Origin of the sequence: Streptomyces sp. NBC_00370 (assembly GCF_036084755.1) — a bacterium.
Lineage (GTDB): Bacteria > Actinomycetota > Actinomycetes > Streptomycetales > Streptomycetaceae > Streptomyces.
On the sequence record NZ_CP107968.1, the window covers coordinates 7,062,778 to 7,088,663 of the forward strand.

Genomic DNA, 25,886 nt, shown 5'->3' on the forward strand with positions numbered 1-25,886 from the left:
CGCACATCGCACTCTCACAAGGACGTGAACCACATGCGAACAACGAAGATCGCGGCGCTCGCCGTCTCCGGCGTACTCGCCCTGTCCACCCTCACCGCGTGCGGCGGTGACTCGGGCTCCGGCGGCGACGGCGGCAAGGTCAAGATCATGGTCGGCGGTCTCGACAAGGTCATCTATCTGCCCGCGATGCTCACCCAGCAGCTGGGGTACTTCAAGTCCGAAGGCGTCAACGTCGAGCTGCTGACCGAACCGGCCGGTGTGCAGGCCGAGACCGCGCTGATCTCCGGTGACGTACAGGGCACCGTCGGCTTCTACGACCACACCCTGGACCTCCAGGCCAAGGGCAAGGCGGTGGAGTCGGTCGTCCAGCTCTCCCAGGCCCCCGGCGAGGTCGAGATCGTCTCCAACCAGGCTGCGGGCGACCTCACTTCGGCCAAGGACTTCAAGGGCAAGAAGCTCGGGGTCACCGGACTCGGCTCCTCGACCGACTTCCTGACGAAGTATCTGGCCGTCAACAGCGACGTGAAGGTCAGTGAGTTCACCCCCGTCGCCGTCGGCGCGGGCCAGACCTTCATCTCGGCGCTCCAACAGGGCTCGATCCAGGGCGGGATGACGACGGAGCCCACCGTCTCGACGATCCTCGACAAGAAGCTCGGCAAGGTGCTGATCGACATGCGCACCCCCGAGGGCTCCAAGGCCGCGCTCGGCGGTCTCTACCCCTCGTCCAGCCTCTACATGAACACCGACTGGGTCGAGGGCCACAAGGAGACGGTGCAGAAGCTCGCCAACGCCTTCGTCAAGACCCTGACGTGGATGTCCTCCCACAGCCCGGAGGAGATCGCGGCCAAGATGCCGGCCGACTACGCGCAGGGCGGCGGCAAGGCACTCTACGCGCAGTCGATCAAGAACAGCCTGCCGATGTTCACCAAGGACGGCGTGATGCCGGCCGAGGGCCCCGAGACGGTCAAGCGGGTACTGAAGGCGTTCGACCCGAACCTGCAGAACTTCGACGTGGACGTCTCGAAGACCTTCACCACGGAATTCGTCAAGAAGGCCGGCTGATCGAGCGCGTCACACCGGCCGCGATCGTGGTGGCCAGGATCCAGCCGGTGATGATGAGCAGGTACGACAGGCCCTGGTACCAGCCGGCCGGCGCGTAGGCCTGCTCCTGACCGAAGTCGACGACGGGCAGGAGCAGGTCCAGCGTGTAGAAGACCGGGTTGAAGTGCGGGGCCTCCGCCGGCTTCAGGGCCGGCGGCCGGTGCACCGCGTAGACCACGGACCCGACGAGCAGCAGCGAGGCGAGCCAGGCCGCCGCGCGCATCGGACGGAAGCCGTAGCCGACGGTGACGTCCTGCAGCCGCCCCCAGAGCGCGGCGTACCAGGCGAGCCCGGCGCGCTGTCTGCGCTGCTTGGCGAGCTGGACCGTACGGGCCCCCGCGTCGTCGCCGACCTTGCGGTACGAGGCGGTCAACTGCTCGTACGCGTAGGGGACATAGCCGTCGAGATCGCGTTCGAGCACCGGCAGCCTGCGGGCCGCCGGCTCGTGCGGGGCGAGGGTGCCGTAGCTGAGGCCGTCCAGACTGACCCGCTCCGGCCAGACGTCCGGCGCGATGTGCAGCAGGTCGAGCTGGGAGCGGCGCAGATTGACCAGGCCCTCGACGGGGGCCGCCGCGCGCAGCCACAGCTCGCCGATGACGCAACTGCTCGCCCGCAGCGCCACCGCGCCCGGGTTGGCCAGGTGGGCGTGGGCCAGGTTGAGCTGGCCGGGGATCCTGGCCCCGCGCAGATTCACCCGGCCCCGCACCCGTATCCGCATGGCGCGCACATCGGCCCCCACCTGGAGCGTCTCGGCGCTCAGCGCGGTACCGGACGGCTCCGCCAGCTCCGCGTCGTCGAGCCGCACCGAACCGGCCACGACCGCGCCGTCCAGCCGCACCTCGCCGGACGCCTTGAGCCCCGGCGCCCACAGATCGTCCCCGCAGCTCGCCTGGTTGAGCGCCAGCAGCGGCTCGTCCTGCCCGCTCGCCCCACCGTCCGGCCCGCTGCTGTCGCCCTCCGGCGGCGCGGGCCGGGTCAGTACGGCGCCGTCGAGGAAGATCGCACCCGACACACGCGCCCCGCCGAGCCGGACCGGGCCGCTGATCCGGCAGCCCGTCAGCCGCAGCACACCGTCCACGCGCAGGGTGGCGGCGGTGAGCCCGGGGAGCACCGAACCGCTGAGATTGAGCTGGCGGACCTCGGCGCCGTACAGCTGGGGCGCGGCGTCGAAGAAGCACTCCATGAGCCGGATCGCGCAGGTGGCCGCCGCGTAGCGCGGCGCCCAGGTCCCGGTGATCCGCGCGCCGGTGATCCGCAGCGCGGCGACCTCGCCGTCCGCCCGGCGGTCGTCCAGCAGCAGGGCCCGCAGGACGTCGCCCCGCAACGACCGCTCGGGGCCCCAACTGCCCCCGGACGCCGGGTCGTCGTCCGGCGAGGTACGGAAGTCGACGGCCGCGCCGCTCGGGAAGGCGCGCCACACACGCCGCTCGGCCGGCGTCAGATGGGGGATCTCCATTGGCCGGGACTCTGGCGCGGCGCCGCCCGGCCTGTCAACCGGCCCCCTGCCACCGCGCGTCAGGGAGCCGCCCGCGAATCACCCGACGGCCGCGACGAGTTCGGCCAGCGCTGCCGCGAGCGCGTCCAGTCCTGGCCCCGCAGGGCCGCCCGGCTCGGTCATGTACAGATCCCGCCGGATCTCGATCATCAGCGCGCTGACCTCCGGGCTCACGCCGTAGTACGCCAGCGGCACATATGTGCCGGCGAAGGGACGGTCGATGCCCGTCCCGCCGAACCGGGCGAACACCCGCTCGGCGTGGCCCAGCAGCGTGGCCGGGGTGTGGAAGCCGTCCGTCCCCAGACAGACCGGGGGCCGGGGTCCCGCGCCGTGCAGCTCGTAGGGGAGCGGCGCGGTCGGGTACGAGTGGACGTCGATGACGACGGCCCGTCCGGTGGCCGCCAGCCGGCCGGCCACGGCCGCCTCCATCGCCGCGGCGTACGGCCGGAAGTAGCGCTCGATCAGCGGCCCGTGCGGAACCTCGGGCCCGCGCAGCCGCTCGCGGTGCGCGGTGTGCGTGTAGACGGCGCCCATGCCGACCGCCCGCATCTCCTCCCGCTCGTCGGGGAACCGCTCGGGGTCCACGACCAGCCGGGACAGCCCGTTGACGAACCGCCACGGCCGCAGGGAAGCCGCGGCGGCGGCCAGCTCCGCGATGCGGGCGGTGTGCGCGTCGGTGAGATGGTCGAGTTCACGCTCCAGCGCCGCGTCGTCGAGCACGATGTCCGCCCGCACCGGACCGGGCACGGTGCGCGCCGAGTGCGGGACGTGCAGCAGTACGGGAGAGTCGTCGGCGCCGGGAATGAGCTGGCAGAACCGCGCGTCGTCGTTCATCGTCCTCCGTAGCGGAACAGTGGGCCCCGGCCGGTGCCAGGAAGATCGGACAAGTCCTGGTTGGGGTCCGGGCGGCGTGATAGTTTCACCCACGATTCTGCGGGTGACCGGCTCAGCGGGGGATGGTCGGTGGAGAGGGACTCACCGGACGCGTTAGGGGCGCCAAGCGCCGCCTACCGACGTCTGAAGATGGCGTGGGTGCATGAACTGAGCGCGCTGGAATGCGTGACCGACGCCGCGCAGCGCCCGCTGTTCGTGCATCTCGTCGCCGAATACCTGAACGTCGAGATCAACGTACCCGGGCAGACCCCCCGGCTGGACATGGCAGCCCTGGTCGGCAAGGTGCTCGGGCTCGCCGACGGGCGGGACGCCCTCGTCTACGCGATCGAGATGCTGGCGGGACCGCAGCCGGCCAAGTCCGTCGAGGAGCGGGTGCGCAGCCGTCCCGCGCCCGCGCTGCTGCCCGTCTTCACCGAGGACGAGATACGCAAAGGCCACGACCTGCTCGTCCCCGACCGGGACACCGATCCCCGACGGCTGCACGCGGCCCTCGCCCACGAACTGCAGATCGACCTGCCGGTCGGCCTCACCCGCGCCCAGCTCTTCGAACGGCTGCTGGACGCCAACGCCCAGGCGTCCGACGGACTGCCGCCGGCCGTGGTGCTGATGGAGGTGGCCGCCCTGCACTCCCCGCCGCGCGCCGATGCGCTGCGCGCGTGGTCGGCCGGCTGGGCCGCGCGGTCGGCGCCCGGCACCTCGGAGGCGCTGGAGGCACGCCGGCGCCGGATCGCCGAGGAACCGCCCCCCGACCCCGATGTGCCGCGCTGCCTCGTCGTGATGGTCGCCCCTGCCGACGACGGGTCGCCCGACCTCTACGTACGCCACTGGGTGAACGTCGCCGCAGGCCACTGGGAACCCCTGGCGGGGGAGACCGAACGGGCCACCCCCGCATCCTTCGCCGGCGCGGTCGAGCGCGCCGTGGCCCGCGCCGAGCGGTACTGGGGGGAACACACCGCCGAGGCCGAGGGGCGCGGCGGCGACCCGGTCCACGTCGAGTTCGTCCTCCCGTACGCCATGCTCAACCATGACGTCGCCAGGCTGCCGCTGGGGGACCGGGCCATCGGCGAGGTGCCGATCAGCCAGCGCTACCTCGTCCACCTGCGCAGCCTCGACCGGATGCGCGCCGGGGACCCGGGACAGCTGCGCAGATGGCGGGACCGCTGGGGCGTGTTCCGTACGGCGGCGGCGGCGCAGACGCCCCACTGGAGCGGGACGGACCTCAAGCTCTGGCGGGCCGGCCTCACCCGGGAGCGCGCCGTGACAGCGGTCATCCTGCACGGCCCCGCCCTACCCGGGCGCGGTCTTGAGCCACTGGCGGCGGCCATCAGCGAGGGCATCGGCGTGGCCGGCTGGGACCGCAGGGAAGAGGACTCCCCCCAGTCGCGGGAGCTCATCCGGGTGCTTTTCGGCCACCCACCCGGGCAAATCCCGGCGAAGGTGAGCCAGCTGCGTCTCGATGCGGAGGCAGAGGATGAGGGACCCCGGATGATGGGCAGACATATCGCGTTCTTCTGGGATGATCCGAACCGACTGGTCGACTGTGAGGAGTTGTCTGCGTGACGGAGCAGAGTTCTGCGGCGGAGACCGCCGTCCCGCCCTCCTGGCGGGTGTTCCACGCGACCGGACAGAGCCCGCGGTCCGAGCCGCCCGAACTGCCCGCGGCGCCGCCCTGGCGCGAGTTCAACGGCAGCCCCGTGCAGGACGATCCCCCCGACGACGACCGGGCGGCGCTGCGCAGACTCGGCGCGACCCGGACGGACCCTCAGCTGCGTGACGAGGAGATCGACACCGTCAACGCGGCCGTGCTGCTGCGCCGCCCCGTCCTCGTGACCGGGCCGCCCGGGGTCGGCAAGTCGACGCTCGCCTACCTCATCGCGCGCGAACTCGGCCTCGGCCGGGTGCTCCAGTGGAGCATCGTCAGCCGCACGACCCTGCGCGGCGGCCTGTACGAGTACGACTCGATCGGCCGCGCCCAGGCCATCGCCGCCTGGCGGGCCGGCGGCGAGCCGGGCCCCGCGCGCGACGCGGCGCCGGAGCAGCCGACCGTCGCCGAACCGCCGTACCTCGGCGACTTCATGACGCTCGGTCCGCTCGGCACCGCCCTGCTGCCGTACCGCAGGCCGCGTGTCCTGCTCGTGGACGAACTCGACAAGAGCGACATCGACCTGCCCAACGACCTGCTGCACGTCCTGGAGAACGGCAGCTTCGAGATCCCCGAGCTGGTCCGCAGCGACCTGGACTCGGTCAAGGTCTTCTCGGACGACCCGCACAGCCGCGCCACCATCGAGGGCGGCCGGGTGGAGTGCGCCGAGTTCCCGATCGTGGTCATCACCAGCAACGGCGAGCGGGAGTTCCCCGCCGCTTTCCGGCGGCGCTGCCTGCCGCTCGAAATGCGCCCGCCCAGCCGTGAACAGCTGCTCTCCATCGTGGCCGGTCATCTGCGGCGCCAGCCGGAGGGCGTGTCGGCGCTGGTCGACGAGTTCGAGAGGAGGCTGCAGGACGGCGGCACCCAGTCGGTCGACCAGCTCCTCAACGCGGTGCAGTTGACGGCGACATACGGTTTCCAGGGCGACAGCGACGGGCGTAAACTCATCGAGATGCTCCTCCGCGACCTCTCGAAAGGCCGCTGATGAACGGCTTGCCCAGGGAGCGCGCACCCGGCCCCGACGACACCGGGAGTTCCGCGGTCCCCGGTGCCGCAGGCGACGGGCCGAGCTGGCAGGACATCGCCGACTCCCTGTGGCTGGCGTCCCGCCGGCTGGCAGCCGGACGGACCGCCGCACCCGCACCCGCCGTCCCCGAAGCGGACCCGGACCTGCCCCCTGCCGTGCCTCCCGCCGTGCCGGACAGCGAGCCCTGGGACTTCTCCGTACCGGGGTCCAACGGCGCGGTGCCCGGCGCGCCGACCCACCTCACCGCGACCGCCGGGACGAGCGGCGAGGCGCCCGGTGCGTACACCGCCGTATCCGCGGGCAGGACGCGGCCGGCCGCGCGGCCCCTGCCGCTGGCCAAGGCCATGCGCCGGCTCGGCCGCCGGGTGGACTCGCGGACCCTGACGGAGCTCGACGAGACACGCACCGCCGAGCACGGCATCAACGACGGGTTATGGATCCCCTATCTGCTGCCGACCCGGGAGAACGCCTTCGATCTGGTGCTGCTCATCGACGACGCGCCCACCATGCGCGGCTGGGAGCGTACGGCGCGTCAGCTCGCCGTCGAGGCGGCCCGCAGCGGCTCCTTCCGCGACGTCCGGTCCGTGTCCGTCTCCGTCCCGGCCGCAGGACCTCCGGTCCTGCGCAGGCCGGGCGGCCAGCAGGCCGACCCGGCCGAACTGCTCGACGGCCGCGGCTCCCGGCTCTTCCTGGTGGTCACCGACGGACTCGGGGCGGGCTGGGCCGGCGGAGCGGCCGACACGTTACTCGCACGGCTCGCCGCCGGCGGGCCGACCGCGCTGGTGCACCTGCTGCCGCCGTACCTGCGGCACCGGTCCTCGCTCTACCCCTTCCGCGCCTCCCTCGAAGCCGCCGGATTCGGCGCACTCAACCGGTACCTGGGCTGTCGGCCGCCGCACAGCCTGCCCGACCCGGTACGGCCGCTGCCCGAGCCCGACGACGGGACGGTGCCGGTGCCCGTGCTGAGCCTGCGCCCCGAGTCCTTCCGGGCCTGGGCCGACCTCGTCACCGGCGAGCGCGGGGTGTCCGCGACGCTGCCCGTGGTGCTGGCCGGCGCGCTGGCGAAGGGCGCTTCGGCGCCCGGACTGCGCGCCCCGCGCATCGACGGGCCGCGCGCCGCCTCGGCCGCCGTACGCCGCTTCCTGGGCCTCGCGAGCCCGCTCGCCCGGCAGTTGGCGCTGCTGCTGGCCGTCGTCCCGCTGGACTTCGACCTCATAGAGGAACTGCGCGACCGGGCCGTGCCCGAGGCGGGCCCCGACCATCTCGCCGAGGTGCTGATGGGCGGGCTCATCAACTGGAACGGCCAGGACGGCGAAGGCGAGCGCGCTGTCGACTTCGCGGACGGGGTCCGGGAGGCCCTGCTCGCCACCGGAACCCGCACCCAGCTGGCGCAGCTGGTCACCCTGCTTTCCGAGCTGCGGTCGGGACGGGGCGCCGGCGCGCTGCTGCGCGCCGTGCTGCGCGACCCCGAGCACGCCCCGCTGCCCGACCCGGCGCCGGCCAACCGGCCCTGGCTGCGGATCGAACTCGCGGTGCTCAAGGCACTGTCGGGCCCGTACGCGCGCCGGGCGTCGCGGGTGGCGGCTGAGCTGGCGGGCGTGCCGGGCGCATCCGGCGTGACCAGGGGTGGTGCGGGCGCATCCCCCGATAAAAGTGGATCTTTGCGGGAAGGGCTGGGGGCGGAACAGACCACCGACCCGCCAGGAGGCACAGTGCCGCCCACACCGCCCGAGACAGTTGTTGACGAGAATGCCGGGAAGGCTGACCACACGATGGACCTCAGAGCGCAAGAGCACAGCTTCGTCCGTACGGGCCAGCCGAAGGTCATGGGCAACGTCCCTCCCAAGAACCCGAACTTCACCGGGCGGGAGAGTCTGCTGGCAGCGGTGGAACAGCAGTTGCGCGAGGACAAGACGGCAGCGGTCCTGCCGCACGCCCTGCACGGGATGGGCGGCGTCGGCAAGTCGCAGATCGCCATCGAGTACATCTACCGGCACAGCCACGAGTACAGCGTCATCTGGTGGATCCCCGCCGAGCACGACAGCCTGATCCTCGCCGCGCTCGCCGAACTGGCCCGCAGCCTCGGCCTCGACGTGGGCCCGCAGGCCAACACGGCGGTTCCCGCGGTACGGGAGGCGCTGCGCACCGGCAAGCCGTACGAGAACTGGCTGCTGGTCTTCGACAACGCGGAGAACATCGACGCCGTGCGCGCGTACTTCCCCAGCGGCGGCTCCGGAAAGATCATCGTGACTTCACGCAACCGCGAATGGGAGCGGGTCGCCACCCCGCTCAGCGTCAATGTGTTCGAACGGGACGAGAGCATCACCCTGCTCCAGCGCCGCGCCCGCGGGCTGGGCGCCGAGGACGCCGACCGGCTGGCGGAGGCCCTCGGCGACCTCCCGCTCGCGATCGAGCAGGCGGGCGCCTGGCACGCCGCCACCGGCATGCCGGTGGCCGAATACCTCGAACTGCTGGCCGCGCGCCGCCCGGAGATCCTGGAACTCGACCCGTCTCCCGACTACCCCGTGACGGTCGCCGCCGCCTGGAACATCTCGCTGGAACGGCTGGCGCAGAACAACCCGGCCGCCCGGCAACTGCTGGAGATCTGCGCCGGCATGGCGCCCGAGCCCATCCCGCTGAGCATGCTCAGGGGCGGCCACAAGGTCGAGATCACCCCCGAACTGGACCCGGTCCTGCGCGACCCGCTGCTGCTGGCGCGGGCCACCCGTGACCTCAGCAAACTGTCGCTCATCAAACTCGACCACAAGTCGGGCACCCTGCAGATGCACCGACTGATGCAGAACGTCCTCGCCTCGGGGATCGCCTCCGACGAGCAGGAACGGATGCGCCGCGCGGCGCACCTGCTGCTGTCGACGGCGAAGCCGGGATCGCCCGAGTCCCCCGAACACTGGCCCGCCTACCAGGCGTTGCTGCCCCATGTCATCGCCTCCGAAGCGGTGGAGAGTTCCGACCCCTGGGTCCGTGGTCTGGTCTCCGACGTCGTGCTCTTCCTCTACTACTGGGGGGCGCACGACGCCGGCGAGAGCCTGGCGAGGCAGGCGTGGCTGGCCTGGAGCGCCCAGTCGGGCGCCGAGGAGCTCCAGGTCGTCCGGATGACCAAGCTCCTCGGCTTCTATCTGCGGGTCCTCGGCCGGGGTGCGGAGGCGCTCACCCTCAACGAGTCGGCGCTGGCCATCTCCCGCACCGCGCAGGTTCCCGACGAGGAACTCATCGACTCCATGTGCCAGATGGCGAGCGCGCTGCGTTACGAGGGCAAGTTCTACGAGGCGCGCGCACTGGACGAGGAAGCGGACGAGCGGGCCCGCGACCTGTTCGGCCCCGAGGACCCGGAGACGCTGCGGGCCGCCCACGACTACGGCATCTCGATGCGGATGTGCGGTGAGTTCGCCGAGGCCAGGCGGCTGGACGAGGAGACGGCGCACCAGTGGGAGCTGCTGCTCGGCCCGACCAACGGCCTCACGCTCAACACCCTGAACGCGCTCGCCATCGACGTGCGTGAGGCGGGCGACTACCGGGCGGCGCACATCCTCCAGGAGTCCACCTACCAGACGTATGTGACCCACTTCGGCGAGGACAACGCGGCCACCATCCGCGCGGCGCGGAACCTGGCCGTCTGCCGGCGCAGGGCCGGGGTGCTCAGCCAGGCGGGGGAGCTGACCGAGGCGACCCTGCTCCGGTTCACCACCCGTTACGGCACCGACTATCCCGACACCCTCGCCACCGCCATGAACGCGATCGTCGACCGCAGGCTCGGCGGTGATCTCGCCGCGTCGCGCGACGTGGGGGAGAAGACCCTGGCGCGCTACCGGGCGACGCTCGGCGACACTCACGCGTACACGCTCGGCACGATGGTCAACTTCGCCGCCACCCTGCGCGCCCTGGGCGAGCTCGACAAGGCCGAGGCGCTGGACAGGGAAGCGACCGAGCGGTTCCGGGCCACCCTCGGCGAACGGCACGTGTCCACACTCACCGCGGCCATGGGTCTCGCCAACGACCACTACGCCCGGCTGGACTTCGCCCGCGCCCTGGAGGTGGACGAGGCGACGCTGGGCCCGCTGACGCGCAGCGCGGGGCCCGACCATCCGCTGACCCTGTCCTGCACGGCCAATCTCGCGCTGGACCTGCGCGGACTGGGCCGGGTGGCGGAGGCGGACGAGCTGAACGCCAAGGCGGTCGAAGGGCTCACCCGCCTGCTCGGCGACGACCACCCCCGTCCGACGGCGGCCCGGCTGTACCAGCGGATCGAGTGCGACATCGCGCCGATGCCGCTGTGACACCGAAGCCGTTGCGGCCGGAAGGCCCCTGACGGCAGCCCGCTCCTGATCAGCCCGTTCCCGCCGCCGGCTCACCCGAGCCGGCGGCGGGCGCCTCCGGTACCGGCAGCGGCTCCTGGGGACCGTCGGCCTCGGCGCCCCGCTCCCGCAGGCGCAGCCGCCGCACCAGCTTCAGCAGCGGCTGGGTCAGCAGCGTCGTGGCGAGCGCCATGAACACCAGGATCGTGTAGAGCCGCCGGCTCAGCAGGCCCGCCTGGAGCCCGGCGCTGAGCGCGATCAGTTCGGTGAGGCCCCGGGTGCTCAGCAGCACCCCGACGGTCCGCGCGTCGTGCTTGTCGAGACCGCTGAGCCGCGCGGTCACCGTGCCGCTGCCGATCTTCACCGCCATGCCCAGCACGGTCACGGCGACCAGTGTGACCAGGCCCGCGCCGTCGAGGCCGCCCACGGCGACCGCCTGGCCCGACACCACGAAGAAGAACGGCAGCAGCAGCGAGCTGATCTCGTTCAGCGGGCGCACCAGGTCCGCGTCGAGTGTGCCGCCCCGCTCACGCGGCACCACCACCCCGGCGAGCAGTGCGCCGAAGATGACATGCAGCCCCAGCGCGTTGGTCACCCACGCGGAGGCGAGGGCGAAACCCACCAGCAGGGCGAGCCGCAGCGACGGATCGAGCTGGATCCGCCAGAGGGTCGCCAGCAGCAGCCGCCGGCCCCCGAGCAGCATCGCCGTGACGAAGGCGACCGCGAGGCCGAGCCGTACCTGCCAGGACAGGGCGCCGTCCGGGGCCGTCGGCAGCATCGTGCCCGCCAGGACCGTCCAGCCCAGCACGTCCAGCATCCCCGCCGCGGACACGGCGATCACCCCGGGCACCGTGCGCGACAGGCCGTTCTCCCGCACGATCGCCGTCAGCACGGGAACCGCCGTGATCGACAGGGCGACACCGAGGAACAGCACCGACGCCACCGGGAGATGCCGGGGCATCCCCAGCGCGTGCAGCTGCCGCTGGAAGATCAGCGCCCCGCCGCAGCCGGCTGCCATCGGCACGGCGAACGAGGCGATCGAGACACCGAAGGCCGCGCGGGTGCGCCCGCGCAGAACGCGCAGGTCGAGTTCGTACCCGACGGCGAACAGGAAGAGCACCAGCGAGATCTGCGAGAGCCCGCTGAGCACCGGAGCGATGGCGGGGGGAAACACCGTGGCCCGCAGCGAAGGGGAGATCTCACCGAGCAGTGAGGGACCGAGGGCGATGCCGGCGACCAACTGGCCGACGATGTACGGCTGTCCGACGCGCCGCGCCGCCCAGCCCGCCAGATGGGCCACCAGCACGATCAGCGCGGACGCACCGACGAGATGAGTGATCATCACATCTGGGTTCATGGGGTACCCCCTGGTTCGGTCCCTTGCCGGAAGCGTGCCCCGCCCCCGGCCGTACGAAAGCCCGACGTGCTCGCGCAGATACGGAAAGCAGCGGTATCTCCGCGAGAGTACTGATAATTTGACGCTGATTCATGCAGGTGAACAGTGGTTCGGGCAGCGCGGTGACGGCAGCCGACGGCGGGGCGGTTCATGACATCTGTGGTCTTCGTTCACGGTACCGGGGTAAGGGAACCGCACTTCACGGATCTCTGTACCAGAATCGCCCACGGGCTCGGCCCGTTGGCTCCTGCCGCGCGTGTCGTGCCGTACGACTGGGGCACACCGCACGGTGCGCGGCTGGGTTCGGGCGGTGCGAGCATCCCGGGGCCGGGCAGGGGCGCTGACAGCCGTGATCCGCGCGCCCCCGCCGACCGGGCGGACGAGGAGGCCGAAGCCTGGGCGCGGCTGTACCGCGAGCCGACGTCGGAACTGGCCCTCGCCGCAGCAGGGTCCGGCACGGTCGTGACACCACCCGGAGCCGCGTTCCCCGACGAGCGGCCGCGTGCCCTGCTCGGTCAACTCGACTCCCAAGCAGGTGAGTTCGACGAGATCGGTCCGGGACTGGACGAGGCCGCCCGCGCCCTCGCCCGCGACCCGCTGCTGCCCGCGGCCGCCCGGGCACTCGACGCCGGCACCCTGGCCGCGACCCTCGCCAGGGCCCTCGCCGCCACCGTCATCGGCGGCGCACTCGAAGCGGATCTGCCGGTCGTCTGCGACGGCGACACCCGCGACGCGGCGGTCGACCGGCTGGCCCGCGCGCTCGGTGCGCCCCCGCAGGGCACCGAGCGCGGTCCCGTGCTGAAGCTGCTCGGGCGTCCCGTGGTACGCGCCGGGTCACACTACGTCGTACGCCGCAGACGCGCCCTCACCGAAGCCGCACACCCGGCGGCCGGTGACATCCTGCGCTATCTCGCCCGCGGCGAGCCGATGCGGTACGGGCTGCGGCAACTGGTGGCCGAACTGGCGCCGCCCGTCGTGCTGCTCGGCCACAGCCTCGGCGGGATCATCGCCCTCGACACCCTGCTGGCCGGACCGCTGCCGGGCGTCGAACTGCTGGTGACCGTCGGGTCGCAGGCGCCGTTCCTGTACGAGACCGGCGCGCTGCCCGGACTCGACCACCCCGACCCGCTCCCCGCACACGTCCCGGCCTGGCTCAACCTCCACGACCGCAGGGACCTGCTCGGCTACATCGGCGCGCCCGTCTTCCCCGGCCGGGTCACCGACGTCGAGACCGACAACCGCCAGCCCTTCCCCGCTGCGCACAGCGCCTACTGGTCCGACCCGGCCGTCTACACCGCCATCGCGGAGCAACTGCCGTGACGGACACGGCAGTCGCCCCCGCACGTGTCTTCGCCCTGGTCGTCGGGATCGAGCGGTACGCGGCAGGCGACACCTGGACACTGCCGGGGCCCGCCAGGGACGCGGTGCGGTTCCGCGCCTGGCTGCGCGCGGCGGGTGTGCCGGAACACAACATCCTGCTGCATCTCGCCCCGGCCGACGGCTACGACCCCGGCGTCGCGTACCGCCCCGCCGACCACGCCGCCCTGCGGCGGGCCCTCGTCGGTGAACTGCCCGCGCTGCGCGGTGACGCGCTGTGGATCTGGTGGGGCGGCCACGGCGTACTCGACCAGGACGAGCGGATCCGGCTGTACTGCGCCGACGCGACCGAGGCCGACCGGCGCAACCTCGACCTGGAGTCCGCCCGGCGGGCGCTGTCCAGTGACGCCCTGCCCGGATTCGCCCGGCAGACCTGGGTCGTGGACGCCTGCCAGACCTTCGAGGAGCGGCACGGCTTCCCCCTCTCGCTGCCCGCCGAGACCCTGCCGGCCGGCGAGCGGGTGCACGCCCACCAACAGGCGCTGCTGCTCGCCGTCACCCGGGGCCAGCGCGCGGCCAACGATCCGGTCGGACGTACGGGTCTCTTTTCGGACGTTGTTCTCGGCGAACTGGGCGCCGAAGCGGCGCCGGAGCCCGGGCCGCTCTTCGCCCGGGTCGCTGCCCGGATGGAAGCGCTACGGGCCGACGGCGTGACCGAACAGACCCCGTCCGTCTTCCTGCGCGGCCCCGGGCTCGACACATCCCTGCCCGCACCGCGCGCGCAGGCCCGCCCCGGCGCGGGCAGCCCCATGCTGCGGCTGGTCGAGGCGCTGCTCGCCTACCCGATGATGGGCGACCGCGACGAGCGGCAGACCCTGGTCAGCGCCCTGGACCCGGGCATCGTCGCCCGGCTGCCCCGGCACGCGGTGCCGCGCACCGATCTCGTCAATCTCGCACGCACCCTGGGCCGCCGGCCCGACGACCTGTGGCAGTTGTACGACGCCGTCACGCTGCTCGACGACGACCCGCGCAGGAGCGACGAACTGCGGCGGGCGATCAGTGAGTTGAACGGCGGTACCGGCGGCCCCCGCTGATCGCCCGGCGCAAAAGCAGGGTTTCAGTACCGGTGCTCTGTGGTCATGATGGGAGAAGGCGGTGGCATCTTGTGCCGCCGCGCGCGAAGGGGGAGCACGTCTTGGACCAGCTGGTGGATGCCGACATAACGCCGGAGCATGTCGAATCCGATGTGACGGATCTGACCGCGGTGAGTATCGCCGCGCTCCGCGGGCTCGCCGCCCCAGCGCCGAACCGGCGGCTGCTCGACGAGATAGGACGGCCGCGCAGCAACGCACTGGGTGGCACGAACCCGCCCGGCTGGGCCGTGTGACGGATTGACGGAGACGGTCCATGACCTCGGACGAGCCGTACGAACGCTTTCGCATGCCCGGCCGCCTGTTCGACGAACTCGCCGAAGGCGGCGGCTCGGCCGAGGCGGTCGCCTTTCTGCTGCGGAGTGAACGCACCCGCAGGCTCCTGCTGTTGCGGGAACTGCTCGCCCGGCTGGACGAACAGCCGGACGTCCTCGGCGGCCCGGCCGCCTCGATCTGGCGGTACGTCGAAGAGGCCGCCCTGCGTGCCCCGGACGCGGTCGAGGCGCTGCTGCTCAGCCCGCAGGCCGGCAGCTGGCTGGCCCATATGCTGCGGCGGCTGCACGGCACCGCCTCGGGCCCGCCGCTGTGGGCGGACGCCGGCCAGCTCGCCGCGCTCGCTCTGGTCGCCTGCGTGCGCAGCGGTACGGACGCCGATCTGCGGGTGCCCGCGCTCGCCGGCAGCGTCAACCTGCCCACGCTCGGCCTGATGCTGCTCCCCGGCCCAACGGAGAAGGGCGACAACGGAGCGCGCTGGGTACCCGCCGTCGTCCGGGACCGCCGGGTGACGGTGGGACCTGCCGGCCGCACCGTCACCGTCCGGCCGCTGGAGGACGAGCGCGGCGCCCACTGGCTCCCGCTGCGGACGCTGCGCGCGGGTCCCGGCGGCCCGCCGATCTGGCTGGACGACCTCGACCCGTACCGGGACCTGGACGAACCGGTCGGCCCCGCGCCGCTCGAAGCCGCCGAGACGCGGGCCTGGCAGACGCTGCTGGACGAAGCGGTCGAGATCCTGCGGCCCTCGGGACCCGAACCCGGGCGACTGCGCCCCGAGGAGATCAGCAGGATCGTCCCCTGGCGCCCGGCACCACGGCTGCTGGAGACGTCACCGGACGTCACCCACGACCCGGCCGGCCCCGGCGGCACCGACGCGGGCACCACTCCGGGCGTCCGGCTCAGTGCCTCCACCGGCGACGCGTTCGGCTCCATGATGATCGCCCGGCCGCCCGGCGCCCTCGATCTGGCCGAGACCCTCGTCCACGAGTTCCAGCACAGCAAACTCGGCGCGCTGCTCCACCTCTTCCCGCTCCTCGGCGACAACCGCGACGAATGCCACTACGCCCCCTGGCGCCCCGACCCGAGACATCTGCCCGGGCTGCTGCACGGCGCGTACGCCTTCACCGGCGTCGCCGGATTCTGGCGCGAGCGGCTCGGCGACAAGGAGGCCGACCCCACCGGACTCGCCCCCTTCCAGTTCGCCCTGCGCCGCCTCCAGACCCGGCTCGTCGTCCGGACCCTCGCCACCCGGGCCGTCCTCACCCCGCAGGGGCGGCGGCTGGTGTCCGGGCTCGCCGCGACCCTGGACGACTGGCTGCGGGAGCCGGTCGCGCCGGAAGCGGTGGCGCGGGCCCGCGCGGCCGCCGTCAGCCACCGGGTCGAGTGGCGGCTGCGCAACATCGCCGCCGACGGGACGCCCGTCGGCGCCCGGGACGGCTCGGGGGACGGCTCGGACGACGCGTACTGGCAGGACGACCGGGTCAGGCTCTACGGCCTGCCGCCCGTGACGTACGGCGCGGGGGCGAGCGCCGACGAACTCCTCACCTCGGGGGACCAGGCCGCCGCACTGCCGCGGTACGCCGCCGACCTGCGCGCACACCCCGACGACCCGCACGCGCTGGCCGGCTGGCTGCTCGGCTGGGCGGCGGGCCGGGCGGACGGCCGCAGGCTGCTGGCCCGCCCCGAACGTTTCCGCGCGGCCCTGACGACCGCCGGGATCGCCCCGGGGGACGCCGAAGGCATGCGCGAAACGGCCGGTTCACTCCTCCGTCGTGGCGGTGCGAACCGGCCGTGAGCGGGAAACCGCCCTGACGCGAAGGGACTTCCGCAGCCGTTCGGCCGAATTCGCGCGGATTGAGCGCCACACCGGACGGCTGGGGCTACCCTCGTCATCTGACCTGCGCACCGTACCGAGGACTGCGCACCGGATTGAGGAGAGGGGAGGGGCCGATGGCGCCCCGGCCGGAGCAATCGGTCACCCTTCCGCTGATGGAGCGTGAATCCGAACTCGCCGCAGCTTCCCACGCCCTGGACGCGCTGTGCGCCGACGAGCCTTCGGCGGCGCTGCTCGTCTACCGGGGAGCGGCGGGACTCGGCAAGACGGCCCTGCTCTCCGAAGTCGCGAAACTCGCCGACGGACGCTGCACGGTGTGGACGGCGCGGGGCGGCGAGACCGTCAACTCCGTTCCCTTCCACGTCGTACGGCAACTGCTGCACGTCGCCCTGACGAGCAATCAGGTCCCGGACGCGCGCGAGTTACTCGGCGACCGGTACGAGATCGCGGGACCCGCGCTCGGCATAGCGCCGCCCGGTGAACAGCACGCCGACCCGCAAGGGGTCAGGGACGCGCTGGACGCCCTGGTCGACCGGCTCGCCGAGGAGTACGGACCGCTCGTACTCGTCGTCGACGACGCGCAGTGGTCCGACCCCGAAACCCTTGCCTGGCTCACCTCGTACACCCGGCGCCCCACCGGCGGACGCTCCGTCCTCGTCGTGGTGGCCTACCGCACCGAGGAGGCCGGCGGCCCCGCCGAGGAATACCTCCAGCTCCTCGGCGCCGCGGCCAAGTTGCAGGTCACCCTCCGCGAGCTGACCCCCGACGCGACGGCGGGCCTGGTGCGCGCCGCGCTCGGCGAGGCGGCCGACGACCCGTTCTGCCGCGAAGTCTGGGCGGTCACCGCGGGCAACGCGTACGAGACGGTCGAACTGCTCGCCCGGGTACGGGAGAGCGCCCTCCTGCCGGTCGAGAGTTCCGCGGGCCTGCTGCGCGCCCTCGGCGCCAGCTCGCACGGTGAGGGACTCATCACCCGGCTCGAAGAACTCGGCGTCCCCGCAACGAATTTCGCCCGGGCGGCCGCCATCTTCGGCACCGGCATCTCGATGGACCTCGCCTCACAACTGACCGGTATGAACCGGGAACTCGCCGCCGAATGTGCCGAACAGCTGCGCGCGGCCCGGATCCTGGTGGGCACCGACCCGCTGGAGTTCGTCCACCCGCTCATCGCGAACGACGTCTACCGGTCGATCCCTCACGCGACCCGTACCGCGATGCACGGCGTCGCCGCCTGGGTGATCGTGAACAGCGGCCGTGGCGTGGTCGAAGCGGCGCCGCACCTGCTGGAGGTGCAGCCCGACGAGGACCCGGAACTCGTCCAGCAGCTGCGTGACGCGGCCGCCGAGAACCTGGCGATCGGGGCCCCCGACGCCGCCCGCAGATGCCTCGAACGCGCCCTGGCAGAGCCGCCGTTGCCCCGGGTGCGGGCCCGTGTGCTGTACGAGCTGGGCTGCGCCACCCTGCTGACCTCACCGGCCACCACGGCCGGACATCTGCGCGCCGCGCTGGAGACGAAGAAGCTGGACGAGGAGCTGCGGGTCGACGTGGTGTTCCACCTCGCCCAGGCCCTGACCCACAACAACCAGACCGGCGAGGCGTCGCACCTGCTCGCCACCGAGTCGGCCCGCACCCCGCAGGGCCCCGCCAGGATGCGGCTGCAGACCGCGCACTTCCTGTGGGAGGGCGTGCAGGCCGTCGAGGAGGACGGCCACGCCCGCTCCGCCCGGCTCGCCGAGATGGCGGGCGAACTCAGCGGCCGTGACAACACCGAGCGGGTCATGCTGATGCTGCGCGCCTCCGACGCGACGGCGCGCGGCGAGAACGCCGAAGAGATCGTCGAGATCGCCGAACGGGCCCTGCTGGACGGGATGCTGGCGCCGGGCACCGGCTGGACCGACACCGCGTGGGGCTTCGAACCGCCGGCGCTGCTGGGGCTCGCCTACGCCTTCGCCGACCGGCTGGACCGCGCGGAGAGCCTGTTCACCGAAGGGCTGCGCGCCTTCGAGATCTCTGGCTGGAGCGGCGGCCATCTGGCCTTCGCCTACACACTCGTCGGGTATCTCAACCGCAGGCGCGGCCGGCTGGCCGAGGCCGAGACGTATCTGCGCGAGAGCCTGCGGCTCGCCGACCGGGTGGGTGACGGACTGCCCATGCACTGGGACGCCGCCTGCATGCTCATCGACACACTCCTCGCCCGAGGACATGTCGACCGGGCCAGGGAGGCCGCCGAACAGTACGCGTTCGCGCCGCCGTACTCGTCCACCATCGTCATTCCTGACGCACCGTCCGTTCGTGGCCGGCTGCTGCTGGCGCTCGGCCGTACGTCCGAGGGGATCGCCGAACTGGAAGCGGCCGGCGACGCGTTGACGTCCCGGGGACGGCACAACATCATCATGGCGCCGTGGGCCCTGGACCTCGCGACCGCCCTCGCCGAACACGACCCGGCGAAGGCGGCGCAGCTCGCCGCGTACGCGCGCGACCGGGCGGAGCGCTTCGGTACGCACACCGCCATCGGCGTCGCCCTGTGCTGCTCGGCGTCCCTCAAGGAAGGGCCGGAGGCCGTCGAACTGCTCGCCCAGGCCGTCTCCCATCTGGAAGCCTCCCCGTGCGCCTACGAACTCGCCCACGCCAGGGTCGAGTACGGCATCGCCGCCGGGTTCGTCGCCGAACTCTCCGCGGGGCTGGAACTGGCCGAGGCCTGCGGCGCGGACGGGGTGGTGGCCCGGGCCCGCCGGGCGCTGGAGTCGGACAGCCTGCGCCGCTAGGTCGTGTCCGCGCAGTCTCGTCGTCCGGATCAGGCCCTGGCCGGTCGCCGGCACCCCGTATTCTGGCCCTGCCACCGTTCCACGCAGGAGAGCAGAGCCATGCCCCAGCCGACCGATCCCGCCCTGCGGGCCGACTGCGGTGCCTGCTTCGGGCTGTGCTGTGTCGCCCTGACCTTCTCGGTCTCCGCCGACTTCCCCGTGGCCAAGAAGGCGGGGGAGCCCTGCCGTCATCTGGGGACCGGCTTCGGCTGCGGCATCCACGACGACCTGCGCCCGCGCGGCTACGCGGGCTGCACGGTCTACGACTGTTTCGGCGCGGGACAGAAGATCTCCCAGCACACCTTCGGCGGCCGCGACTGGCGCGAGGCACCGGAGAGCGCCGGGCAGATGTTCGCCCTGCTGCCCGTGATGCGCCAGCTCCAGGAGATGCTCCGCCATCTCACCGAGGCGACGACGCTGCCGCAGGCCCGTCCGCTCCGCGCCGACCTGGCCCGTGAGCTGGCGGCGACGGAGCGGCTGACCCTGGGCGACGCGGACTCCCTGCTGGCGCTTGACGTGGCGGCGCACCGGCAGGGCGTCAGCGTCCTGCTGGCCCGTACGAGCGAACTCGTACGGGCCCAGGTGCCGGGCAAGCGCAAGAACCGCAGGGGGGCGGACCTCTTCGGCGCCCGGCTCAAGGGCGCCGATCTGCGCGGGACCGATCTGCGCGGCGCGTATCTGATCGCCGCCGACCTGCGCGGCGCCGATCTGCGGCTCGCCGATCTCATCGGCGCCGACCTCCGGGACGCCGATCTGCGCGGCGCCGATCTGACCGGGGCGATCTTCCTCACCCAGCCGCAGCTCCAGGCGGCGAAGGGCGACGCGGCGACCCGGCTGCCCGGCTCACTCGTCCGGCCCGCGCACTGGCAGCCGGCTCACTGATCGGTCGGGCCGCCGCCGCGGCGGCGGCCCGTGCGGCGGAAGACGAAGAGCGCGATCGATCCCAGGGCGGCCGAACCCGTGAGCGCCAGCGGCAGGATGTACGCCGACGCCGGCTCCCCCTCGGCCGCGTCGGCCCCCGCGAGAGCCGCCGGATGCGCCCCGTGCGCGCCGTGCGCCGTATCCAGCGCCTTCTGCAACGCGCCGGTGCCGGTGCGTACCGTGTCAGGAGTGGTGGGCAGCTTCGGCGGCACCACCGGGGCCGGTTGCAGCGAGCCCACCGGACGTACGTGCCCGGCAGCGGCGAAGCCCCAGTCCAGCAGCCTTCTGGCCTCCGCGTACACGGCGTTCGACTCGCCCGACTGCGGGTTCATCACCGTCACCAGCACGGTGCGGCTGCCGTGTCTGGCCGCGGCGACCAGGGTGTTGCCCGCGTTCGTCGTATAGCCGTTCTTGACCCCGATCAGCCCCGGGTAGCGCGTGACCCCGTCGGCCCCGCTGAGCAGCCGGTTGGTGTTCTGGATGCCGAAGGTGGCCGTCTTGTCGCCGGGGAACTGTGCGTCGGCGGTCGAGGAGTACCCCACGAACTGCGGGTTGGCGAGGCCCGCCCGGCCGAAGACGGCGAGGTCGTAGGCCGACGAGACCTGCCCCGGCATGTCGTACCCGTCGGGGGAGACGACATGGGTGTCGAGGGCTCCCAACAGCTGTGCCTTGCGCTGCATCTGACTGACCGTCGACTCCACGCCGCCGTTCATCGCGGCGAGTACGTGCACGGCGTCGTTGCCGGAGCTGAGGAAGACGCCCCGCCACAGGTCGGCGACCCGGTAGGTGTGGCCGGGGACGACCCCCACCAGACTGCTGCCCTCGCCGATGCCGGCGAGGTCGGAGCTGGTGACCCTGTGCAGGGTCTGCGCCGGCAGATGCGGCAGGGCGGTGAGGGCGAAGAGGGTCTTGAGGGTGCTGGCGGGCGGCAGTCTGCGGTGCGCGTCGTGGGCGGCGATCACGGCGCCCGTGTCCGCGTCGGAGACCAGCCAGGACAGGGCGGACACCTCGGAGGGGAGCGCGGGCGCGCCGGGCGCCGTGCGCACCTGGGTGCCGGACCCGTAGAGCAGGGCGGGGTCGGCGGGCAGCGCTGCCCGGTCGGACCGCGCGCCCTGCACGGGCCGCGCTGACGGATCGGTTCGGGGGTCGGCGGCTGCCGGGGACGGCGCCGGTACGAGGACCAGCAGGCCGGCGGCGAGAGCCACCGTCCCGGCGAGCGCGGAGCGCGTCACGGATCTGATGATCATTCAGCCACCGTAGGAACGGTCCGGGTATCCCGCACCGCCACCTGAGCCGACCGGACGTATCACTCCCCGTGGCCGCCCGTCCCGGCCCGGCGGCGCCGGGCCGGCCGGCCCTCGTTAGGACGAACGGGTGACGGGGGCCTACGCGACGTACCGGAGATCAGCTTCCGGACTGCGCCGCGGGCATCGGCTGGGTGCCGATCACGTCGAGGAGCGGCAGGGTCTCCGCCGCCTCGCTGCCGGGCGGCGCCGAGTAGACGACCAGCCGCAGATCGCTGCCGGGCGCCGTGAGGGTGTCGCAGTCGAACGTGACAGGGCCGACGTCCGGGTGGTGGACGGTCTTCATGTCGCTCTCGTGGAAGCCGGTGATGTGCGATTTCCACAGCTGGCTGAACCGGCTGCTGAGCCGGCGCAGCTCGCCGACCAGGAAGCGCAGGTTCGCGTCGGTGGGGTAGCGGTCGGCGGCCGATCTGAGGTCGGCGACCAGGGCGGCCTCGAAGCGGGCCTCCTGCTCGGGGGTGTGGCTGACCCGGCTCGGCCGGCCGGTGAAGTGCCGCCACGCCGCGTTGCGGTCGCGGCCCGTCGCCGCCGCCGGGTCGCCGACGAGCGCCGCCCACAGGGGGTTCCAGGCGACCAGGTTCCAGGCCGCGTCGTAGACACCGATCGGTGTGCTGCCGAGCTGGTCGATCAGCCGCTGGACGCTGGGCGGGATATGGGCCGGGATACGGCCGGCCGCCGGCGGGGACTGGCCCGCCAGCAGGAAGAGATGTCTGCGTTCCTCCTCGGACAGCCGCAGGGCGCGCGCCAGCGCGCTCAGTACCTGGACCGAGGGGGAGGTCGCCCGCCCCTCTTCCAGCCGGACGACGTAGTCCACTGACAGACCTGCCAGCTCCGCCAGCTCCTCGTGCCGCAGCCCGGGCGCCCGCCGGGACTCCTCGGCGGGCAGCCCGGCCTCGGCCGGTGCGATCCGGTCACGCCATCGGTGCAGGGCCGTGCCCAGCTCTCCGTGTCGGGTCATTTCTCCAGTATCAGCGGGTCGGCCGGACACTGCCTGGCGCCGCTCGCCCACACACGGTGACGGCGCGCCGTCACCGTGAATCGCTCATACGTTCGTATCGGAGGGCTTCGGCCGCACGTGTGTGCTCACTCTTCGTGCCGTGACCGCTGCGTAGTGTGCGAAACGGGCGAGTGTATGCCTCTCGGCAGGGGTCGCGCAGAGGGTTGCGTGAATATGCCGATGCGCTGATCGGCCGGGGCTAAGCTCTCGCGGAGCGCGCCGAGTTGACACGAAATCAGGCACTTGTTCCCCCGTGCCCTGATGGTTCGAATAATCCGACCTGAATCGACCGCCAGAGGGCTTACATGGTTCGTCTCGAAGCACCCCCGAATGATCAGACACCCCCCGTTGTCCGCGCGCTTGTGGTTCCCGCCGTGCTGATGGTGGCCGCCACGGCCGCCCTGGTGGCCTTCGTCGACGGCTCCGCCCGGATACCCGTCGTGATCTACGGCGCGCTCGCCACCGTCACCGTGACCTGGTGCGCCGCCGAGATCATCCACCGCGGCCGGATGGCGAGCGCCCTGCGCGAGCAGTACGCGCAGCGCCTCGGCTTTCTCGAACGCTGCGTGGCCGAGCACGACGACGACCTGGTGCGGCTCGGCAAGGAGCTGATGCCCGCAGCCATCTACCGGCTGCGGCAGGGCGAGTCACCGCTCGAAGTGATCCGCGCCGTCGTGGACGGCGACGACCGCTACCGGCAACTCCCCGACGCGCAGCGCGCCTTGCTCCGCGCCATCCTGGAGATCGTCGACAACGAGGAAGCCATGCGGGAATCCGCGCAGCGCTCCTTCGTCAACATCGCCCGCCGCGTCCAGGCCATCGTGCACCAACAGGCGAGCGAACTGCGCGAGATGGAGGAGGACCACGGCCGTAACCCGGAGGTCTTCGACGACCTGCTGCGGATCGACCACGGCACCGCGCTGATCGGCCGGCTCGCCGACAGCATCGCGGTGCTCGGCAAGGCCCGCCCCGGCCGCCAATGGCCCAGGCCCGTACCGCTGTTCAGCGTGCTGCGCGGCGCGATGTCGCGGATCCTGGAGTACCAGCGCGTCGATCTGCACTCGATCGCCAAGGTCGCCATCATCGGCACTGCCGTCGAACCGCTCATCCACGCCTGCGCCGAACTCCTCGACAACGCCACCCGCTACTCGCCGCCGCAGACCCGGGTGCACGTCACCGCCGTCGAGGTGCAGACGGGCATCGCGATCGAGATCGAGGACGGCGGAGTCAGCCTCAGTGAAGAGGCCCGCACCCGGGCCGAGCGCATGCTGGCCCAGGCGCAGGCCGGTATCGACCTCAACGACCTCGGTGAGACGCCCAGGCTCGGCATGGCCGTCGTCGGCCGGCTCTGCCAGATGTACAACCTCCAGGTCTCGCTGCGGCAGTCGGCGTACGGCGGTGTACGCGCCGTGCTCGTCGTGCCGCGCGACGTCGTCACCACAGGACCCGCGCCCGGCATCGCCCACGGCATCGGCGCTTCCGCGCTGCCGCGCGGCACCGGTATGGCCCTGCCGCTGAAGGAGGCCCTGCGCTCCGTCGACGGACCGCCGCCGCCCCGGCCGGTCACCGGCCCGCAGCCGTCCGTACCGGCTCCCGCCCCGGCGCCGCGCTCCGCACCGAAAGTGATGGCGGCCTTGGAGGACGACGTTCCGGTGGTGACCGAGTGGACCGAGAACGGCCTGCCGCAGCGGCGCAGCCGGACCCGGGCCCCCTTGGGCTCGCACAATCTGGGACTCGTCGCCCGGAACGCCGCGGCGGCGTCGGCGCCACCCGCCGCGGAGACCAACGGCACCCACGGCGGTGCGAACGGCACCAACGGCGGTGACGGGCAAGGCCGCCGGCCGGGCCCCGGCATCTGGCTCGAAGCGTTCACCAAGGCGGTCAACGGCACCCCGCAGGAGCCGTCGCACGACGAGGGACAGCAGCCGGGCAGCGCCGGCGGGCAAGACGATTCCGATGACACGTGGGGCAAGGGGGACCTGAAGTGATCCAGCAGCGGGCGAACATGGACTGGATGCTCAAGGAGCTGGCCACCGGGGTGCCGCAGATCCAGCAGATCGTGGTGCTCTCGGCCGACGGGCTCAGGATCGCCAGGCACGGTGGCGACCCCGATGTCGCCGACCGGCTCGCCGCGGCCTGCGCGGGGCTGCAGAGCCTGGCGGCCGCCGTCGCCGCCGAGATCCCGATGAGCGACGGCCGGATGCGGCTCGTCGTCATCGAGGTCGGCGGCGGCTTCTTCTACCTGATGGAGGCGGGCGCGGGCGCGTATCTCGCCGTCCTCGCCGACGACACGGTGGACGCGGGTCTGGTGGGTGCCCGGATGCGGGACATGGTCGTACGGATCGGCGCCCATCTGACCAGTCCGCCGCGCCACGACGGGCAGGGCGGATGACCCCTCCCCAACGCGAGCGCCGCAGCCCCCGGGCGGACGTGGGGGATCCGGAACGGCTCTATGTGATCACCGGCGGACCTGACGGCGCCGAACGTGCCCCTCTCGACCTGGTCACCATGATCGTCGCCCGGGTCCCGCCGTCGCCCACGGTGCCGCCCGAACAGGCCGCCATCCTGCGGCTGTGCCGGGCGCCGCTGTCCGTCGCCGAACTGTCCGCCTATCTCAGCCTGCCCTTCAGCGTGGTGACCGCGCTGCTGACCGAACTCCTCGGCACCGAACTCGTCGAGTCGCGCGCGCCCGTCGCACGTGCCGCGCTGCCCGACCGGTCCCTTCTCGAAGCGGTGATGCATGGACTTCAGAAACTCTGACACGATCACCGGACCCCGGAGCGAGGACGTGCTCCCCACCACCGCGACCTCGGCGGTGAAGATCGTGATCGTGGGCGGGTTCGGGGTCGGCAAGACCACCATGGTGGGCTCGGTCAGCGAGATCAGACCGCTCACCACCGAAGAGACCATGACCCAGGCCGGCGTCGGCGTGGACGACAACTCCGGCGTCGAGAGCAAGACGGCGACCACCGTCGCCATGGACTTCGGCCGGATCAGCATCACCGAACAACTGGTGCTCTACCTCTTCGGCACCCCGGGACAGGAGCGCTTCTGGTTCCTGTGGAACGGCCTCTTCGAAGGCGCGCTCGGCGCCGTCGTGCTGGTCGACACCCGCAGGCTCGAAGTCAGCTTCGACGTGATCGGACGCCTTGAGGAGCGCGGTGTGCCGTTCGTCGTCGCGATCAACACCTTCCCCGACGCGCCGCGCCACCCCGTCGAGGCGCTGCGCTCCGCCCTCGACCTGCCCGACGAGGTCCCGATGGTCGACTGCGACGCGCGACTGCGGGCGTCCAGCCGCGATGTGCTGCTGACGCTGATGCGCTATCTGCACTCGCTCGCGCTGCCGCGCGGCTGACCGGCGCCGCCAGGGCTTCCGGCCGGAGCGGGCCGGACAGCCCCCAGCCCCCAACTTCC

General features: G+C 72.5%; 19 protein-coding genes. 14 read left to right on the plus strand and 5 right to left on the minus strand.

The features are described 5' to 3' along the window. Positions 1–33: 33 nt before the first annotated feature. The gene (locus OHS57_RS31430; RefSeq protein WP_041992899.1) at positions 34–1,062 is read left to right on the plus strand and encodes an ABC transporter substrate-binding protein; all 1,029 of its coding nucleotides are present in this window, start codon (positions 34–36) and stop codon (positions 1,060–1,062) included. Here OHS57_RS31430 and OHS57_RS31435 read toward each other — a convergent pair. Both OHS57_RS31435 and OHS57_RS31440 read right to left on the minus strand, forming a co-directional pair. Next, the gene (locus tag OHS57_RS31435) at positions 1,046–2,557 is read right to left on the minus strand and encodes a membrane-associated oxidoreductase (protein ID WP_328584095.1); all 1,512 of its coding nucleotides are present in this window, start codon (positions 2,555–2,557) and stop codon (positions 1,046–1,048) included. The genes OHS57_RS31430 and OHS57_RS31435 overlap by 17 nt on opposite strands. 78 nt (positions 2,558–2,635) lie before the next feature. After that, positions 2,636–3,430, minus strand: a complete 795-nt coding sequence (locus OHS57_RS31440; RefSeq protein ID WP_328584096.1) for an N-formylglutamate amidohydrolase — start codon at positions 3,428–3,430, stop codon at positions 2,636–2,638. A 189-nt stretch (positions 3,431–3,619) separates the two neighbouring features. On the opposite strand from OHS57_RS31440, the gene OHS57_RS31445 reads away from it, so the two are divergent. From OHS57_RS31445 to fxsT, 3 genes are read left to right on the plus strand one after another with little or no spacing between them, the layout of a single operon-like run. Next, positions 3,620–5,050: a VMAP-C domain-containing protein gene (locus tag OHS57_RS31445; protein ID WP_328584097.1), complete on the plus strand. Its 1,431-nt coding sequence runs from the start codon at positions 3,620–3,622 to the stop codon at positions 5,048–5,050. Then, complete coding sequence (locus OHS57_RS31450) at positions 5,047–6,120, plus strand: AAA family ATPase (protein ID WP_328584098.1); 1,074 nt, start codon at positions 5,047–5,049, stop codon at positions 6,118–6,120. Before OHS57_RS31445 ends, OHS57_RS31450 begins: the two co-directional genes overlap by 4 nt. Continuing rightward, entirely contained in the window at positions 6,120–10,457 is a 4,338-nt protein-coding gene (gene fxsT / locus OHS57_RS31455) for an FxSxx-COOH system tetratricopeptide repeat protein (protein WP_328584099.1), read from the plus strand. Before OHS57_RS31450 ends, fxsT begins: the two co-directional genes overlap by 1 nt. A 49-nt stretch (positions 10,458–10,506) precedes the next feature. Here fxsT and OHS57_RS31460 read toward each other — a convergent pair whose 3' ends face one another. Then, the gene (locus OHS57_RS31460; protein WP_328584100.1) at positions 10,507–11,832 is read right to left on the minus strand and encodes a cation:proton antiporter; all 1,326 of its coding nucleotides are present in this window, start codon (positions 11,830–11,832) and stop codon (positions 10,507–10,509) included. A gap of 300 nt (positions 11,833–12,132) precedes the next feature. On the opposite strand from OHS57_RS31460, the gene OHS57_RS31465 reads away from it, so the two are divergent. The 6 genes from OHS57_RS31465 to OHS57_RS31490 all read left to right on the plus strand — a co-directional run bounded on the left by OHS57_RS31465 (position 12,133) and on the right by OHS57_RS31490 (position 20,132). Then, a complete protein-coding gene (locus OHS57_RS31465) occupies positions 12,133–13,191 on the plus strand; it encodes an alpha/beta fold hydrolase (RefSeq protein ID WP_328584101.1) in 1,059 nt (352 codons plus the stop codon). Further along, positions 13,188–14,282 (plus strand): effector-associated domain 2-containing protein, encoded by a 1,095-nt coding sequence (locus tag OHS57_RS31470; RefSeq protein WP_328584102.1) that lies wholly within the window; start codon positions 13,188–13,190, stop codon positions 14,280–14,282. The genes OHS57_RS31465 and OHS57_RS31470 overlap by 4 nt, the downstream gene beginning before the upstream one ends. Before the next feature lie 101 nt (positions 14,283–14,383). Further along, a complete protein-coding gene (locus tag OHS57_RS31475) occupies positions 14,384–14,575 on the plus strand; it encodes a hypothetical protein (RefSeq protein WP_041997168.1) in 192 nt (63 codons plus the stop codon). 20 nt (positions 14,576–14,595) lie between these two features. Further along, positions 14,596–16,407 (plus strand): HEXXH motif domain-containing protein, encoded by a 1,812-nt coding sequence (locus tag OHS57_RS31480; protein WP_328584103.1) that lies wholly within the window; start codon positions 14,596–14,598, stop codon positions 16,405–16,407. Between the two features lie 194 nt (positions 16,408–16,601). Next, entirely contained in the window at positions 16,602–19,211 is a 2,610-nt protein-coding gene (locus tag OHS57_RS31485) for an ATP-binding protein (RefSeq protein WP_328584104.1), read from the plus strand. Between the two features lie 99 nt (positions 19,212–19,310). Then, positions 19,311–20,132 carry a pentapeptide repeat-containing protein gene (locus tag OHS57_RS31490; RefSeq protein WP_328584105.1) on the plus strand — a complete coding sequence of 274 codons (822 nt, stop codon included), beginning with the start codon at positions 19,311–19,313 and terminating at the stop codon, positions 20,130–20,132. Here OHS57_RS31490 and OHS57_RS31495 read toward each other — a convergent pair. Both OHS57_RS31495 and OHS57_RS31500 read right to left on the minus strand, forming a co-directional pair. Continuing rightward, positions 20,126–21,418 carry a D-alanyl-D-alanine carboxypeptidase family protein gene (locus tag OHS57_RS31495; RefSeq protein ID WP_328584106.1) on the minus strand — a complete coding sequence of 431 codons (1,293 nt, stop codon included), beginning with the start codon at positions 21,416–21,418 and terminating at the stop codon, positions 20,126–20,128. The two genes, OHS57_RS31490 and OHS57_RS31495, sit on opposite strands and share 7 nt — an antisense overlap. A gap of 157 nt (positions 21,419–21,575) precedes the next feature. Beyond that, a complete protein-coding gene (locus OHS57_RS31500; RefSeq protein ID WP_328584107.1) occupies positions 21,576–22,433 on the minus strand; it encodes a helix-turn-helix transcriptional regulator in 858 nt (285 codons plus the stop codon). Positions 22,434–22,777: 344 nt separating this feature from the next. Here OHS57_RS31500 and OHS57_RS31505 point away from each other — a divergent pair, with 344 nt between their 5' ends. Genes OHS57_RS31505 through OHS57_RS31520 form a run of 4 tightly spaced genes read left to right on the plus strand, consistent with a single transcriptional unit; the run spans position 22,778 to position 25,827 of the window. After that, positions 22,778–24,460 carry a sensor histidine kinase gene (locus OHS57_RS31505; RefSeq protein ID WP_328584108.1) on the plus strand — a complete coding sequence of 561 codons (1,683 nt, stop codon included), beginning with the start codon at positions 22,778–22,780 and terminating at the stop codon, positions 24,458–24,460. After that, a complete protein-coding gene (locus OHS57_RS31510) occupies positions 24,457–24,864 on the plus strand; it encodes a roadblock/LC7 domain-containing protein (RefSeq protein ID WP_041992935.1) in 408 nt (135 codons plus the stop codon). Before OHS57_RS31505 ends, OHS57_RS31510 begins: the two co-directional genes overlap by 4 nt. Beyond that, on the plus strand, positions 24,861–25,232 hold the full coding sequence (locus OHS57_RS31515; RefSeq protein WP_041992937.1) for a DUF742 domain-containing protein: 372 nt from the start codon (positions 24,861–24,863) through the stop codon (positions 25,230–25,232). The genes OHS57_RS31510 and OHS57_RS31515 overlap by 4 nt, the downstream gene beginning before the upstream one ends. Next, positions 25,213–25,827, plus strand: coding sequence for a GTP-binding protein (locus OHS57_RS31520; protein WP_041992940.1), 615 nt, complete (start codon positions 25,213–25,215; stop codon positions 25,825–25,827). The genes OHS57_RS31515 and OHS57_RS31520 overlap by 20 nt, the downstream gene beginning before the upstream one ends. Positions 25,828–25,886: the final 59 nt, after the last annotated feature.

What these genes read in the sequence shown, in the direction of transcription:
- OHS57_RS31430 (WP_041992899.1), top strand. Translation starts at nt 34, where the DNA reads ATGCGAACAACGAAGATCGCGGCGCTCGCCGTCTCCGGCGTACTCGCC.
- OHS57_RS31435 (WP_328584095.1), bottom strand. Translation starts at nt 2,557, where the DNA reads ATGGAGATCCCCCATCTGACGCCGGCCGAGCGGCGTGTGTGGCGCGCC.
- OHS57_RS31440 (WP_328584096.1), bottom strand. Translation starts at nt 3,430, where the DNA reads ATGAACGACGACGCGCGGTTCTGCCAGCTCATTCCCGGCGCCGACGAC.
- OHS57_RS31445 (WP_328584097.1), top strand. Translation starts at nt 3,620, where the DNA reads ATGGCGTGGGTGCATGAACTGAGCGCGCTGGAATGCGTGACCGACGCC.
- fxsT (WP_328584099.1), top strand. Translation starts at nt 6,120, where the DNA reads ATGAACGGCTTGCCCAGGGAGCGCGCACCCGGCCCCGACGACACCGGG.
- OHS57_RS31460 (WP_328584100.1), bottom strand. Translation starts at nt 11,832, where the DNA reads ATGAACCCAGATGTGATGATCACTCATCTCGTCGGTGCGTCCGCGCTG.
- OHS57_RS31480 (WP_328584103.1), top strand. Translation starts at nt 14,596, where the DNA reads ATGACCTCGGACGAGCCGTACGAACGCTTTCGCATGCCCGGCCGCCTG.
- OHS57_RS31485 (WP_328584104.1), top strand. Translation starts at nt 16,602, where the DNA reads ATGGAGCGTGAATCCGAACTCGCCGCAGCTTCCCACGCCCTGGACGCG.
- OHS57_RS31490 (WP_328584105.1), top strand. Translation starts at nt 19,311, where the DNA reads ATGCCCCAGCCGACCGATCCCGCCCTGCGGGCCGACTGCGGTGCCTGC.
- OHS57_RS31495 (WP_328584106.1), bottom strand. Translation starts at nt 21,418, where the DNA reads ATGATCATCAGATCCGTGACGCGCTCCGCGCTCGCCGGGACGGTGGCT.
- OHS57_RS31500 (WP_328584107.1), bottom strand. Translation starts at nt 22,433, where the DNA reads ATGACCCGACACGGAGAGCTGGGCACGGCCCTGCACCGATGGCGTGAC.
- OHS57_RS31505 (WP_328584108.1), top strand. Translation starts at nt 22,778, where the DNA reads ATGGTTCGTCTCGAAGCACCCCCGAATGATCAGACACCCCCCGTTGTC.
- OHS57_RS31515 (WP_041992937.1), top strand. Translation starts at nt 24,861, where the DNA reads ATGACCCCTCCCCAACGCGAGCGCCGCAGCCCCCGGGCGGACGTGGGG.
- OHS57_RS31520 (WP_041992940.1), top strand. Translation starts at nt 25,213, where the DNA reads ATGGACTTCAGAAACTCTGACACGATCACCGGACCCCGGAGCGAGGAC.